The sequence below is a fragment of the Sphingomonas sp. RB1R13 genome (assembly GCF_036663775.1).
GTDB lineage: Bacteria > Pseudomonadota > Alphaproteobacteria > Sphingomonadales > Sphingomonadaceae > Sphingomicrobium.
The window spans coordinates 275,389-288,557 of the sequence record NZ_JAXOJM010000004.1; the positions used below are offsets into that span (position 1 = coordinate 275,389).

The 13,169-nt window shown below is 64.4% G+C and carries 13 protein-coding genes; 5 read left to right on the plus strand and 8 right to left on the minus strand.

What is annotated here, in order from left to right; all coding sequences use genetic code 11:
- Positions 1–8 precede the first annotated feature (8 nt).
- From ruvA to U1700_RS13845, 3 genes are all read right to left on the minus strand, one after another.
- Complete coding sequence (gene ruvA / locus U1700_RS13835; RefSeq protein ID WP_332753264.1) at positions 9–605, minus strand: Holliday junction branch migration protein RuvA; 597 nt, start codon at positions 603–605, stop codon at positions 9–11.
- A gap of 9 nt (positions 606–614) precedes the next feature.
- On the minus strand, positions 615–1,100 hold the full coding sequence (gene ruvC / locus U1700_RS13840; protein ID WP_332753265.1) for a crossover junction endodeoxyribonuclease RuvC: 486 nt from the start codon (positions 1,098–1,100) through the stop codon (positions 615–617).
- A gap of 136 nt (positions 1,101–1,236) precedes the next feature.
- Positions 1,237–1,980, minus strand: a complete 744-nt coding sequence (locus U1700_RS13845; RefSeq protein ID WP_332753266.1) for a YebC/PmpR family DNA-binding transcriptional regulator — start codon at positions 1,978–1,980, stop codon at positions 1,237–1,239.
- Positions 1,981–2,031: 51 nt separating this feature from the next.
- Between U1700_RS13845 and U1700_RS13850 the strand changes: the two genes are divergently transcribed.
- Positions 2,032–2,781, plus strand: a complete 750-nt coding sequence (locus tag U1700_RS13850; protein WP_332753267.1) for a CPBP family glutamic-type intramembrane protease — start codon at positions 2,032–2,034, stop codon at positions 2,779–2,781.
- Here U1700_RS13850 and U1700_RS13855 read toward each other — a convergent pair whose 3' ends face one another.
- Positions 2,782–3,327, minus strand: a complete 546-nt coding sequence (locus U1700_RS13855) for a DUF1003 domain-containing protein (RefSeq protein ID WP_332753268.1) — start codon at positions 3,325–3,327, stop codon at positions 2,782–2,784. It lies immediately after the preceding gene.
- Between the two features lie 4 nt (positions 3,328–3,331).
- Positions 3,332–3,574 carry a DUF2312 domain-containing protein gene (locus U1700_RS13860; protein ID WP_332753269.1) on the minus strand — a complete coding sequence of 81 codons (243 nt, stop codon included), beginning with the start codon at positions 3,572–3,574 and terminating at the stop codon, positions 3,332–3,334.
- A 147-nt stretch (positions 3,575–3,721) separates the two neighbouring features.
- Between U1700_RS13860 and pyk the strand changes: the two genes are divergently transcribed.
- Positions 3,722–5,173, plus strand: a complete 1,452-nt coding sequence (pyk, locus tag U1700_RS13865) for a pyruvate kinase (protein WP_332753346.1) — start codon at positions 3,722–3,724, stop codon at positions 5,171–5,173.
- A 21-nt stretch (positions 5,174–5,194) separates the two neighbouring features.
- Here the strand turns inward: pyk and U1700_RS13870 are convergent, their stop codons facing one another.
- The 3 genes from U1700_RS13870 to glf are packed head-to-tail and all read right to left on the minus strand — an operon-like array spanning position 5,195 to position 10,589.
- Positions 5,195–5,962, minus strand: coding sequence for a histidine phosphatase family protein (locus U1700_RS13870; RefSeq protein WP_332753270.1), 768 nt, complete (start codon positions 5,960–5,962; stop codon positions 5,195–5,197).
- Positions 5,963–5,980: 18 nt separating this feature from the next.
- Complete coding sequence (locus U1700_RS13875; RefSeq protein WP_332753271.1) at positions 5,981–8,158, minus strand: family 1 glycosylhydrolase; 2,178 nt, start codon at positions 8,156–8,158, stop codon at positions 5,981–5,983.
- 28 nt (positions 8,159–8,186) lie between these two features.
- Positions 8,187–10,589: a UDP-galactopyranose mutase gene (gene glf / locus U1700_RS13880; protein WP_332753272.1), complete on the minus strand. Its 2,403-nt coding sequence runs from the start codon at positions 10,587–10,589 to the stop codon at positions 8,187–8,189.
- A 164-nt stretch (positions 10,590–10,753) separates the two neighbouring features.
- On the opposite strand from glf, the gene U1700_RS13885 reads away from it, so the two are divergent.
- The 3 genes from U1700_RS13885 to mce all read left to right on the plus strand — a co-directional run bounded on the left by U1700_RS13885 (position 10,754) and on the right by mce (position 13,165).
- Positions 10,754–12,280: an acyl-CoA carboxylase subunit beta gene (locus U1700_RS13885; RefSeq protein WP_332753273.1), complete on the plus strand. Its 1,527-nt coding sequence runs from the start codon at positions 10,754–10,756 to the stop codon at positions 12,278–12,280.
- A 120-nt stretch (positions 12,281–12,400) separates the two neighbouring features.
- Positions 12,401–12,670, plus strand: a complete 270-nt coding sequence (locus U1700_RS13890; RefSeq protein WP_332753274.1) for a GIY-YIG nuclease family protein — start codon at positions 12,401–12,403, stop codon at positions 12,668–12,670.
- A 75-nt stretch (positions 12,671–12,745) separates the two neighbouring features.
- Positions 12,746–13,165, plus strand: a complete 420-nt coding sequence (gene mce, locus U1700_RS13895; RefSeq protein WP_332753275.1) for a methylmalonyl-CoA epimerase — start codon at positions 12,746–12,748, stop codon at positions 13,163–13,165.
- The last annotated feature ends 4 nt before the right edge of the window (positions 13,166–13,169 follow it).

Below are 13,169 nucleotides of genomic sequence, written 5' to 3' on the forward strand. Positions count from 1 at the left end.
GGACAGCGTTACTTCGCGGCCTTGCGGAGCGCCAGCCGGACGAGGGCGTCGAGGGTGGCGCCGTCGCCGAGTTCGGTGGCGGCGGCGGTGACGGCGGCGGTGGCTTCGGCGGGTTTGAAGCCGAGGTTAGCGAGGGCCGAAAGGGCGTCCTGCGCGGTGGTGCCGCGAGGGGCAGGTGATCCGGCGGCCGCGGCGAGGGCGGGGGTTCCCAGCTTGCCGGCAAGTTCGTTGACGATGCGCTGGGCAAGCTTGGGGCCGACACCGTTCGCGCGGGCGACCATCGCCTTGTCGCCGTGGGCGACGGCGGTGGCGAGATCGGTCGGGTCGAGCACCGACAGGATAGCGAGCGCGACGCGACCGCCGACGCCCTGGACGCTGGTCAAATAGCGAAAGCTTTCGCGCTCGGCGGGGTTGGCGAAGGCGAACAGGGTCAGGCTGTCTTCGCGCACCTGGAGTTCGGTGAGGAGCAGGACCGTGCCGCCAACAGGGCCGATCGCGTCGAGCGTGCGGGTGCTGGCGAGGACGGCATAGCCGACCCCTGCGACGTCGATGACGGCATGGTCGACGGTGGTTTCGGCGAGAGTACCGGTGAGGCGGGCGATCATCTGGTGAGGCTAGGCGATCCGCCGCGCCGACGCCAGATGATGGGCGTGGGTGATGGCGACGGCCAGGGCGTCGGCGGCGTCAGGGCCGGCGATCCTGATGCCCGGTAGGAGGCGCTGGACCATGGCGTGAACCTGCACTTTTTCAGCGGCGCCGGTGCCGACCACGGCTTTCTTGACCAGGCGCGCGGCATATTCGGCGACGTCGATGCCGGAGCGCGCGGCGAGCATGATGACTACCCCGCGCGCCTGGGCGAGCTTGAGGGTCGACTGGGGATTCTTGTTGAGGAAGATTTCCTCGGCGGCGGCGGTGGCGGGGTGATGGTCGGCGAGGAGGGCTTCGAGTTGGCTCGCGAGGTGGGACAGGCGCTGGGGGAGGGATTCCTTGGGATCGGTCTTGAGCTGGCCGTTGGCGATGTGGGTCAGGCGATTACCCTCGGCACGAATGAGGCCGTAGCCGGTGCACGACAGCGACGGGTCGAGGCCGAGGATGATCAAGATACCTCCCCCCTTGGGGGAGGGAGGGAGTGGCGCAGCCGCGGAAGGGTGAGGGTGACCGAGCAACGGTCGTCACCCTCACCTTCCCATGCTGCGCATGGGCCCCTTCCTCTCCCAGGGGGAGAGGAGGTATGGCTCACGCCAGTCTTTCCATGATCTCGTCCGAGACGTCATAATTGCCCCAGACGGTCTGGACGTCATCGTCTTCGTCGAGCGTGTCGATCAGTTTGAGCAGGGTGCCGGCGTCGGACTCGTTGACCTCGACCATGACTTGCGGGCGCCAGGCGAGTTTGGCGCCTTCATATTCGCCAAGCTTTGGTTCGAGCGCCTTGGCGACTTCGTGAAGGTCGGCGATTTCGGTCCAGATCTCGTGGCCGTCGTCGGACGAGGAGACGTCCTGAGCGCCGGCATCGAGCGCGGCTTCGAATACAGCGTCGGGATCGCCGACCTTGGCCGGGTAGGTGATCAGCCCCATGCGGTCGAAGGCGTGGCTGACGCTGCCGCTGGCGCCGAGATTGCCGCCGTTCTTCGAGACTGCGGTGCGGACGTTGGTGGCGGTGCGGTTGCGGTTGTCGGTCAGCGCCTCGATGATGAGACTGACGCCGCCGGGGCCGAAGCCTTCGTAGCGGATTTCCTCATAGGTTTCGGCGTCGCCGCGCGCGGCCTTGTCGATCGACCGCTGGATATTGTCCTTGGGCAGCGACTGGGCCTTGGCGGCATTGACCGCAGCGCGGAGGCGCGGGTTCATGTCGACGTCGGGCAGGCCCATCTTGGCCGCGACGGTGATTTCGCGGGAAAGCTTGGAGAACATGGACGAGCGTTTCTTGTCCTGCGCGCCCTTGCGGTGCATGATATTCTTGAACTTGGAATGGCCGGCCATGGTGGCGGGGGCTCCTGCGTGTGCTTTGGAATAGAAGGGGCTCTTAACCGGATGGATGGCGCAACGACAAGCGGGGCCGCGCCCGGCGGCGTTTTGCGGTTCGTGCCGCAGATGTGGATCGAGTGGGTGCGGTTCGTGCGGCGGCCACGGTTGCCGGCGGCGCGCGAGGCGTTCGGCGGGCGGGCGATGGCAGAGGTCGGGCAGCTGCTGGCGCTGGTAATCGCTTTCGATTTTGCGCTGGTGGTGGGATTGAGCTGGCTGTCGACCAAGCTTGGCGTGAAGACGCCCGATTTTGAGGAATTGCGCAAATTCGGGCCGGTGTTGACGCTGCTGGTCGGTGCGCTGGCGCTGCCGATCGTCGAGGAGATCGTGTTTCGCGGCTGGCTGAGCGGGCGGCGGCGGATGCTGGTGGCCGTGGCGGTGCTGGTTGGGTTCATCGCGTCGCTGGCGATGGCGCGGCTGACCGTCGGGCCCGCGCCGTTCAAGACGATGGCGGTGCTGCTGCTGGCGTGGCTGGTGGTGGGGCCGGTGCTGATCTGGAAGACGAAGGGCAGCACGCCGCTATGGTTCGCACGGGTGTTCCCGGTGCTTTATTTCGCATCGGCGCTGTTATTCGGGCTGGCGCATATCAGCAATTACGACATGAGCCGGCCGTGGGTGCTGTTGCCGTTCGTGCTGCCGCAGGCGACCGCCGGGCTAATCTTCGGTTTTGCCCGGGTGCGCTACGGGATGTGGGCTAATATCGCGCTGCATGGGTTGAGCAACGCGCTGTTCTTGGGGCTGACGATCGCCGGAATGTGATTAATCGGGCCTAACTTCGCGTTCGATCTCATCGAGCTTTTCGCCAAGCGCATCGATCCGGCCGGCGAGGAGCGAATCGATCTTCTGATGGAGCCGGAGAATGTCGAGCTCGGCGCGCAGGTTGGTTTCATAATCGAGCCGCGCGGCGAGGCGGTCCTTCGAGGCCTGGCGATTCTGGCTCATCATGATGACGGGGGCCTGGATCGCGGCAACGGTCGACAGCAGCAGGTTGAGAAAGATGTAGGGAAAGGGGTCGAAGGCCTTTCCAAATTTGCCGAGTATCTCGCTGTTGAGCAGCATCCAGCCGAGCAGGACGAGCGAGAAGGCGATGATGAAGCCCCATGAGCCGCCGACCGCGGCGACCCGGTCGGACAGTCGCTCGCCGAAGGTGGCCTGGGCGTCGGCAACGTCGGCGGCATCGCGGCTGGTGAGGTTGCCCGCGGCGATGTTTTCAAGGACGCGGCGTTCCTCGATACCGAGGTCGCTGCCCGACTGTTCGAGCAGCTGGCTGGCCAGCTCGGCCGCAGTGGCAGGGGAGCTGGCCATCAGCTCAGGCAAGGCCGAGCGCGGTGCGATAGGTTTCGAGTAGCGCGTCAGCTTCCTGGCGGACATGCGTTTCGAGCCGGCGCAGGGCGACGATCTTGCGCATCGTCTTGGTGTCATAGCCGTTGGACTTGGCCTCGGCGTAGACGTCCTTCACATCATCGGCCATGCCCTTTTTCTCTTCCTCGAGCCGCTCGATGCGTTCGATGAACAGCCGCAGCTGCTCGGCTGCGACATTGCCGTCACTCATGTCTGATCAGTCCTCGATTGGGTTGCTTCTGGGTTGCTTCGGGGGCGCGTTAGGCCAGCATCGGGCCGGGCTCAAGCCGGTTGATCTGACGCGCGGGCAGGCTATGGCTGCCGCGCCGCCCAGACGAAGGAACGACCAGTGAGCCAGATGATGCAGCCGCGCGAACGCAAGGTGAAGATTTTGGCGACGCTGGGCCCGGCGAGCAACACCCCCGAGATGATCGAGGCGCTGATGCGCGCCGGGGCCGATGCCTTCCGCATCAACATGAGCCACGGCGAGCAAGCCGACAAGGTCAAGTTGGTCGAGGCGATTCGGGCGCTCGAGAAGAAGATCATGCGCGCGACGACGATCGTGTTCGACCTTCAGGGGCCCAAGCTGCGCGTCGGCGATTTCGAGGGCGGGTCGGCGATGCTTCGCGAAGGCACGATGTTCGTCCTCGACGATAATCCTGCGCTGGGCGACGAGAACAGGGTCGAATTGCCCCATCCCGAACTGTTCGCCGCGGCGCGCAAGGGCGACCGGTTGCTAATCGATGACGGCAAGGTGCGGTTGAAGATTGCCGCTGTCGAGCCGGGCAAGATCGGCGCGGTGGTCGAGGTCGGCGGGCGGGTGTCGAATCACAAGGGGGTCAATGTCCCCGACGTGCTGGTGCCGATTCCGGCACTGACCGAAAAAGACCGGTCGGACCTGCAGTTCGCGCTGGAAATGGGGGCGGATTATATCGCGCTGTCGTTCGTCCAGCGGCCCGAGGATGTCGCCGAGGCGCGCGCCCTGATCGGCGACCGGGCGGGGATCCTGTCCAAGATCGAAAAGCCCCAGGCGATCGAGCGGCTCGACGAGATTTTGAAGCTGTCGGACGCGGTGATGGTGGCGCGCGGCGATCTTGGAGTGGAATTGCCGCCCGAGAGCCTCCCCCCGCTGCAGAACAAGATCGTCGCGCGGGCACGCCAGATGGGCAAGCCGGTGGTAGTCGCGACCCAGATGCTGGAATCGATGATCGTCTCGCCGACCCCGACGCGGGCCGAAGTGAGTGACGTGGCGACGGCGATCTATGACGGTGCCGATGCGGTCATGCTGTCGGCGGAGAGCGCTGCCGGGCAATATCCGATCGAAGCGGTGACGATGATGGATCGCATCGCGCGCAACGTCGAACTGGACCCAGTCTATGAGGCGCGGATCCATTTCACCGAGACTATCCCCGAGGAGACCGCGGCCGATGCGCTGGCCGATGCATCGCGCACGATCGCGACCAACCTTAAGACCGGGCCGATGGTTTGCTATACGTCGAGCGGATCGACCGCGCGGCGGATTGCGCGCGAACGCCCGCCGGTGAAGATATTAGCAATGACCGCGAGCCTGGAAGTGGCGCGGCGGCTGGGGCTTCAGTGGGGCGTCTACGCGGTCCACACGCGCGACGTGGCGAGCTTCGAGGAGATGGTCGCCAAAGCCAAGCGGATGGCGCTACGCCACGGGCTGGCGAAGGCACCCGAGCGGCTGGTGATTTTGGCCGGGGTGCCGTTCAAGACCGCAGGATCGACCAATGTGCTTCATGTCGTCCGGCTGGCGGGGGACGAGTTGGACAATTATCTGTCCGAGTAGGGTATCTGTCGGAGGAAAGCGTTAGCGCGATCCGGCCATGATGTCGGGCGCGCTGGTCCGAGACGCCCCTTCGGCCTCGATTGGGGCGCCGTGGTTCCATAGCGCCAATTGAGGGACGCACAGGCCCTTGTGGTCGGCGGAGAAGTCGTAGGCGGCGATCCCGCAATTGAGAATTTCGGCCTGCCGGTCGATGTCGAGGATCTGGGCCTCGGTCAGTTCCTCGAGGATATAGCGCATGCACAGCACGACCACCTGATGGCAGACGATGAGCACGCGCTTGCCTTCATATTGAAGGGCGATCGAGTTGAGCGACGAGCGGAGGCGCAGGATGACGTCGGCCCAGCTCTCGCCGCCGGGGGGGCGATGGTAGAATTTGCCCATCTTGGCGCGGTGCGCGGCCTCGTCGGGATATCTGGCGCGGATGCCGGCGGTGGTGAGGCCGTCGAACACGCCGAATTCGCGTTCGCGCAGGCGCTCGTCGAGGACGGTGGATTTGGCGCCCCCGGCGAGCCCGCCCGCCTTGCAGATGGCGTCTGCGGTCTGGCGGGCGCGGACATAGGGCGAGGAGAGCAGGATTTGTGGGCGTTCGGCCTCGGGACGCTTGGCGAACCAGCGGCCGGCGGCGGCGGCCTGTTGCTCACCAAGGTCGGACAGGGGGACATCGACGTCGCGCCATTTCAGGTCGATGACGAGCTTGCCGCCCTCATGCGCCTCGTCACGGGCGAGATTGCCCTGGCTTTGTCCGTGCCGCACCAGCCACAGCTGGGCGGGCCAATGCTGCCGTTCCATCGGCTCTCCTTGGCTCCGTCAGGCGAGTTCGGCAAGCGGGCGCGAGTGGCGGACGAAATCGTCGAGCGCCGAATCGAGGGGGCGAAGGGCGACCCCGTGGCGGCTGTCGAGGCTGGTGTTCGACGGCGCGGCGGGGGCCGCGTTGATGCGGCGGGGATCATGGCCCGAGCGCGCGGCGAGTTCGCGAGCGAGCTCGTGCCAGCTGAGCGCGCCTTCGTTGGCGAGGTGGCGAATGCCGGTTTCGCGGTCGAGCAGCAGGTCGAGCGTGGCGTGGACGAGGTCGGGGACATAGGTCGGGGTGATGACCGCGGCGTCGGCGACATTGTCGATCGGGTCACCCCGCCTGAGCCGGGCGATGATGTCGAACGCGAAATTATGGCGATCCCATGGGCCGAAGAAGGCGCTGGTGCGGATGATGAGGGCGTCCGGGTCGGCGGCGAGCACCCGCGCCTCGGCCTCGGCCTTGCTGCGGCCATAGGCGCCCTGGGGGGAGGTGGCGTCGCCCTCGACATACGCGCGCCCCAATTGTCCGTCGAAGACGAGATCGCTCGAGAAGGTGACGAACGGAATGCCCGCGATGCGGCAGGCCTTTGCCAGCTGTGCGGCGCCGAGGCTGTTGATCGAGAAGCATTCGTCGGCGCGGGCATCGGCTTCCCAGGTGCGGACGAAGCCAGCGGTGTTGATGACGGCCCACGGGCGCAGGCGTTCGAGCGCGGCGGCGATCGAAGTCGGATCGGTCACGTCGAGTTCGGCGCGAGTCGTGAGGCGGGCGGGAAGCCCGCGATGGTGGCAGATGCGGGCGAAGGCGTGGCCGAGCGTGCCGGTGGCGCCGGTGACCAGCAGTTCGCGGCCGGGGAGCGGATCGTTGAGCGCATGGCCTTGCGGGGGAAGCAGGAAGCGCGCGGGGCGGTGCCACCAGCCGGGCTGGGCGAGGACCGGGTGATCGACCTGCTCGCCGCGCCCGAGGCGGGCAGCGATGTCGCCGACCAGCGTCAGGCGGGGTTCGGGGCCGCGCTGGTCAAAGGCGCCGGCGTCGTAATGACCTTCCTTGCGCAAGAGGAGCGAGCGCCAGTCGATCGCGCCGAACATCGCCCATAAGGTGACGGCGCGGACGTCGACGCCGCCTGCGCGGGCTTTGTGGCATTCGCGCCAGACTTCCGCGAACCAGCGCGCCTGTTCTTCGCGGGTGCAGCCGTGGTGGACTTCGCCAACGACCAGCGGAATGCCGTAACGGGCCCAGATTTCGGCAAGGCGGTCGGCGGTGCCGAGCGGCTGGTCCGCCATTTCGGGGATACGGACGGCTTCGAGGTCGGCGTAGCGGTGGCGGCCGTTATCGCCGGGGATGATGTCTGGATAGAGCGACGTGCGGTGGTCGAGGAAGCGTTCGCTGGTGAGATAATGGTCGAGACCGATCAGGTTGGGAGCGGCAGCTCCATCGTGAAAGGCTTCGAGGCGGGCTTGAGCGACCCCGTCCTGGATCATCCATTCCCAGAAGGGGTGACCTTTGCGGACGCGCCCGGTGAGGAGATCGAGTCCAAGCCAGCGACGCTCGTTCTCGTGCGCGGCCTGGTAGGCCATGATGTCGGTAGAGAAGACATGGCCATAGTCGTCGGTAACGATCAGGCGAGCGGCGGGATTGACCGTGCGGACGGCGCGCATCGCGGCGGCAATGGCTTCGCATTCGGTAGTGAGGGCAAGAAGCATTGCCGACATGCGGCGGCGATGGGGGTACCAGTGGCCGTAAAGATTGGTGAAGCGTGCGGTGGTGACAGGCTCGTTGACCGGCACCCAATCCTCGATCCACGAATAGCGGCGGGCGACGGCGGCCGCATAGGCGGCGAGCTGGGTCGGCCATAAGGGGTCGTCGGGGTTCGACCATGCCGGGCCCGAGCCGTGGTGAACCAGCCCGGCGACGACGCGAATGCCGTGACTGCGCAGGCGAGCGAGGCGGGGGTCGTGCCAGCTGAAATCGAGCGAATTGGGGCCGGTGGCGGCGACATGCTCCCACAATATCGGGAAACGGATCGCCTTGATGCCGAGCGCAGCGATGGCGTCGATATCCTCGAGCCGGTCAAGCTGCCGCATTTCGCGAAGTTCGTCGCGGACCTCGTCACCTACACGCACGACACTGCATTCGACGCCACCCCACAGCTGGAGCGGCGACGATGCTGCACCTTCGACAATCGCGGAAGGCATATCGGCTCCCTGTGACGGGCGCGCGGCCTCAGGCCACGATGCGATACTCGCTCGATGAAGCCGGCGCCGTGGTGGCTCCCAGCTTCGCCTTGCGGGCAGTGTCAATGCGGCGGAAGGTGGCGAGCGCCTGTCCGACGATCTGGTCCATATTATAGTAGCGATAGGTGGCGAGACGACCGACGAAGGTGACGCCGGTGGTCGCGTCAGCGAGCGCTTCGTACCGCTTGAACAGGGCCTGATTCTCGGGCCGGGGGATGGGGTAATAGGGGTCGCCCTCAGCCGAGGGATATTCCAGCGTGATGCTGGTCTTGTCCGACGACTGGCCGGTAAGGTGCTTATATTCGCTGATACGGGTGTAGGGGATGTCCTCGGACGGATAGTTGACCGTCCCGACCGACTGATATTGGGTTTGGTCGAGGGTCCTGTGCTCGAATTTCAGGCTGCGGTACGGCAGCTTGCCGAAGCGGAAATCGAAATATTCGTCAATCGGGCCCGTATAGATGATGTGGTCCGCCTCGACCTCGTCCTTGAGGTCGTTGAAGTCGGCACCGAGCGCGATATCGATGTTGGGATGGTCGAGCATCGCCTTGAACATGGCGGTGTAGCCGTCGGCCGGCATCGCCTGATGCTTGTCGGTGAAATAACGGTCGTCGGTGTTGGTTCGCGTCGGGATGCGGGCGGTGACCAGCTTGTCGAGTTCGGACGGATCGAGGCCCCACTGCTTGCGGGTGTAGCCGCGGAAGAATAATTCGTAGAGTTCGCGACCGACGGCGTTGATGACGACGTCCTCGCTGGTCTGGATCTCGTCGACGGTTTCGGCACGCGAGGCGAGGTATTCGGCGGCCTCGGCGTCGGTCTTGAGGTCAAGGTCGAACAATTCGTTGAGGGTGGTGCGGTTGATCGGGATGGGAACGAGCTTGTCGCGGACGCTGGCGAGTACGCGATGCTCGTAAGCGCGCCAATTGGTGAAGCTGGAGAGATAGGCGAACACCTCGTCCGAGTTGGTGTGGAAGATGTGCGGGCCGTAGCGGTGCATGAGGATGCCAGCTGCGTCCTTTTCGTCGAAGGCATTGCCGGCGATATGATCGCGCTTGTCGATCATCAGAATGCGCGCGCCATGCTGGTTTGCGAGGCGTTCGGCCAAGACCGATCCGGCAAATCCGCAGCCGACGATGAGATAGTCATATTTGCGGGTGGCGGCGATGTGGCCAATTGCCGAGGGGGCCATGGCGATCGCGGGGCGCGTGTCCGCGGCGATGTCCTTGGCGATGACCTCGTCGATCAGCGCGGCCATTCGAGCCTGGGTGATGTCCCAGCTCATTGTCGAAAGAAGGCCGTCGACTTCGGCGAGCCAGCGGTCGCCAGATTTGCGCAGCGCAAGCTGAGCCTCGCAACCCGCGATGAACTGCTCGGCAGTGCCCGCAATGCGGACACCGGCGATACGCTCATAATGACGTTTCACGTCGCGAATCGGGGTTGAGACCACGGGCACGCCGGCAGCGAGATATTCAGGAGTCTTGGTCGGCGAGATAAACCGCGTCGCAGCGTTGATCGCGAACGGCATCAGCGCGACATCCCAGCCGCCCAGATAGGCCGGAAGCTCGTTGTAGCTGCGGCCGCCAAGCCAGTGGATATTGTCCCGGCGCGGGAGTTCATCCTCGGAAATCTTGACGACCGGGCCGACCATGACGAGCAGCCAGTCGGGGCGTGCGTCGGCAACGGCGGCGATCAGGTCAAGATCGATCCGCTCGTCGAACACGCCATAAAAACCGAGCCGCGGGTGAGCAAGGGCCGCCTGATCGGCGGGATCGGGCAGTCCGGCGCGCGCCTGGGCGAAGTGGGCGACGTCGACCGACGAAGGGAAGGGATGGACGTTGCCGTGGCGCTGCTTCTTGGATTCATAAAGCGAGTAGCCGCCGGTGAAGACGACATCGGCGCGCTCGAGCAGCTGGCGCTCGAGATCGAGCAGCTTGGGCGGAGCGAAGCGGAAATTGGCGAGTTCGTCCATCGCGTCATAGACCGTGCAGGCGGGCTTCAGATGCGCCGAGAAAGACAGCATTATCGGGGTATAATACCAGGCAACGAAGGCGCGATCGATCCGGGCAAGATAGCCGTCGAGCAATTGGCGCAAAAGGGCGTCGCGCTCATCCTCCGACCCGCCGGGCGGCAGGCGCGGAGTGATCAACGTAACTGCAGCGCAATCGGCGGCGGGGCGGATGTGGAGCGAGGGCGAGGCGCCGTCATCGGCATCGATCGGTTCTTCCCACACGACGACAGGGGCCTTGCGGGCGAAGCGGGTAAGGAGGTGCTGGGGACGCTGGAAAACAAATTCCCACCGCAGGTGCGAAAAGCACAGGATCATCGGTGCATGTTCGGGCGGGCGCAGAGCCTCTCCAGCGGAACCGACCGATACGCCAACACCAGTGATCATCGCCTACTCCCTGTTGAAAACATTACCTCATTACAACGGTGTGCACCGGCCGACGGTTCCGCGACCGACCCTATGCCACGACAGATTTGTGCACATGCGAAAAGATCACGCGGTTGACGGGTAATCGCACGGCGTGGAAGGGAGAAAGCAGGCAGGAGCGAATGATGGCAACGACGATCGACGAACTGGAACAACGCCGGGCCGAGGCGAAACTGGGCGGAGGCGAGCAACGTATTGCAGCGCAACATGCCAAGGGACGGCTGACTGCGCGCGAACGATTGACGGTGTTGCTCGACCAGGGTTCGTTCGAGGAAGTCGACATGTTCGTGGAGCATAATTGCGCCGACTTCGGGATGGAGACGCAGAAATTCCCGGGCGACGGGGTCGTGACCGGGTCAGGGACGATCAACGGGCGGCTTGTGTTCGTGTTCGCGCAGGATTTTACCGTGTTCGGCGGCTCGCTGTCCGAACGGCACGCACAGAAGATCTGCAAGATCATGGACGCTGCGATGAAGGTGGGGGCGCCGGTGATCGGGCTTAACGACAGCGGCGGCGCGCGGATCCAGGAAGGGGTGGCGTCACTGGGCGGCTATGCCGAGGTGTTCCAGCGCAATGTGCTGGCGTCGGGCGTGGTGCCGCAGCTGAGCCTGATCATGGGGCCGTGCGCAGGGGGCGCGGTGTACAGCCCGGCGATGACCGACTTCATCTTCATGGTGAAGGATTCGAGCTACATGTTCGTGACCGGCCCGGAAGTGGTCAAGACGGTGACCAACGAGATCGTGACGCAAGAGGAACTCGGCGGGGCGATATCGCATACCCAGAAATCGGGGGTGGCCGATGTCGCGTTCGAGAACGACATCGACGCGCTGCTCGCGACGCGGGACTTTTTCGATTTCCTCCCACTGAGCAATCGCCATGACGTGCCCGAGCGGCCAACCGACGATGCGTGGGATCGCGCCGAGCCAAGCCTCGACACGCTGGTGCCGCCATCGGCAGCGACACCCTATGACATGCACGAGCTGATCCGGAAGGTCGCCGACGAGGGCGATTTCTTCGAAGTCCAGCCAAAGCATGCCGCCAACATCATCATCGGTTTCTGCCGGATCGAGGGGCGCACGGTCGGCGTGGTCGCCAACCAGCCGATGGTGCTGGCGGGGTGCCTCGACATCAACTCGTCGAAGAAGGCGGCGCGGTTTGTTCGCTTCTGCGACGCGTTCGATATTCCGATCCTGACCTTCGTCGACGTGCCGGGGTTTTTGCCCGGGGTCGCGCAGGAGCATAATGGGATCATCAAGCATGGCGCGAAATTGCTGTTTGCCTATGCCGAGGCGACGGTGCCCAAGATCACGGTGATCACGCGCAAGGCTTATGGCGGGGCGTATGACGTGATGGCGTCGAAGCATCTGCGCGGCGACCTGAACTATGCCTGGCCGACCGCCGAGATTGCGGTGATGGGGGCCAAGGGCGCGGTCGAGATTATCTTTCGCGGGAAGACGGCGGAGGAAATCGCCGAGCATACGCGCGAGTACGAAGAACGGTTTGCGAACCCGTTCGTGGCGGCGAGCAAGGGCTTCATCGACGAGGTGATCATGCCACATTCGACAAGGCGGCGGGTGGCGCTGGGGTTACGGAAACTGCGGAACAAGCAGTTGGAGAACCCGTGGAAAAAGCATGACAATATTCCGTTGTGATCCTCGCCCGTCATTGCGAGCGCAGCGAAGCAAACCAGTTTCGCAAGCCTGGATTGCTTGTTCGCTGCGTCCCTCGCAAGGATTGGCATTCGGCATTTGAAGCAACCGGCAGTTTATATCATGGCCAGTCGTCGTAACGGGACGCTTTACACAGGGGTCACGTCGAACCTCGTTCAACGGACTTGGCAACATCGCGAAGGCGTTATCGCCGGGTTCACAAAGAAATATGGTTGTAAGCTGCTAGTGTGGTTCGAGAATGGCGACACGATGGAAGGTGCAATCACCCGAGAGAAGCAGATCAAGGGCGGTTCTCGCGCGAAGAAGCTGGCGCTGATCGAAAGTTCAAACCCGGAGTGGAACGACTTGTATGACAGCGTTGCTCTTTATTGACCCTCAAAGCGAGGACCCCATCCAGTGGCAGGAAACTGGGTTGCTTCGCTCCGCTCGCAATGACGGAAACCGCCCATGAAAATCGGCCGCCTCAACCATATCGGGGTCGCGACCCCTTCGATCGAGCAGAGTGTCGCGACTTATCGCGATGTGCTGGGGGCGAGCGCGATCGGGACGCCGTTCGACATGCCCGAGCAGGGCGTTCGGGTGTGTTTTGTCGATGCGCCCAATTGCCAGATCGAGCTGATCGAGCCGCTCGGGGCGGATTCGCCGATCGTCAATTTCCTCGCCAAAAATCCGCTCGGGGGGCAGCATCATGTGTGCTTCGAGGTGGCGGATATTGACGAGGCGCGCGAGTGGTTCGAGGGGAAGGGGGCGCGGATCCTTGGGGACACACGGATCGGGGCGCATGGGACGCCGATCTTCTTTCTCCACCCCAAGGACATGGGCGGGGTGCTGACCGAAATTATGGAAACGCCCAAGCAGGCGCATTGAGGCC

Coding starts and splice junctions, on each gene's coding strand:
- ruvA (WP_332753264.1), bottom strand. CDS start 605: ATGATCGCCCGCCTCACCGGTACTCTCGCCGAAACCACCGTCGACCAT.
- U1700_RS13845 (WP_332753266.1), bottom strand. CDS start 1,980: ATGGCCGGCCATTCCAAGTTCAAGAATATCATGCACCGCAAGGGCGCG.
- U1700_RS13850 (WP_332753267.1), top strand. CDS start 2,032: ATGGATGGCGCAACGACAAGCGGGGCCGCGCCCGGCGGCGTTTTGCGG.
- U1700_RS13855 (WP_332753268.1), bottom strand. CDS start 3,327: ATGGCCAGCTCCCCTGCCACTGCGGCCGAGCTGGCCAGCCAGCTGCTC.
- U1700_RS13860 (WP_332753269.1), bottom strand. CDS start 3,574: ATGAGTGACGGCAATGTCGCAGCCGAGCAGCTGCGGCTGTTCATCGAA.
- pyk (WP_332753346.1), top strand. CDS start 3,722: ATGATGCAGCCGCGCGAACGCAAGGTGAAGATTTTGGCGACGCTGGGC.
- U1700_RS13870 (WP_332753270.1), bottom strand. CDS start 5,962: ATGGAACGGCAGCATTGGCCCGCCCAGCTGTGGCTGGTGCGGCACGGA.
- U1700_RS13875 (WP_332753271.1), bottom strand. CDS start 8,158: ATGCCTTCCGCGATTGTCGAAGGTGCAGCATCGTCGCCGCTCCAGCTG.
- glf (WP_332753272.1), bottom strand. CDS start 10,589: ATGATCACTGGTGTTGGCGTATCGGTCGGTTCCGCTGGAGAGGCTCTG.
- U1700_RS13885 (WP_332753273.1), top strand. CDS start 10,754: ATGGCAACGACGATCGACGAACTGGAACAACGCCGGGCCGAGGCGAAA.
- U1700_RS13890 (WP_332753274.1), top strand. CDS start 12,401: ATGGCCAGTCGTCGTAACGGGACGCTTTACACAGGGGTCACGTCGAAC.
- mce (WP_332753275.1), top strand. CDS start 12,746: ATGAAAATCGGCCGCCTCAACCATATCGGGGTCGCGACCCCTTCGATC.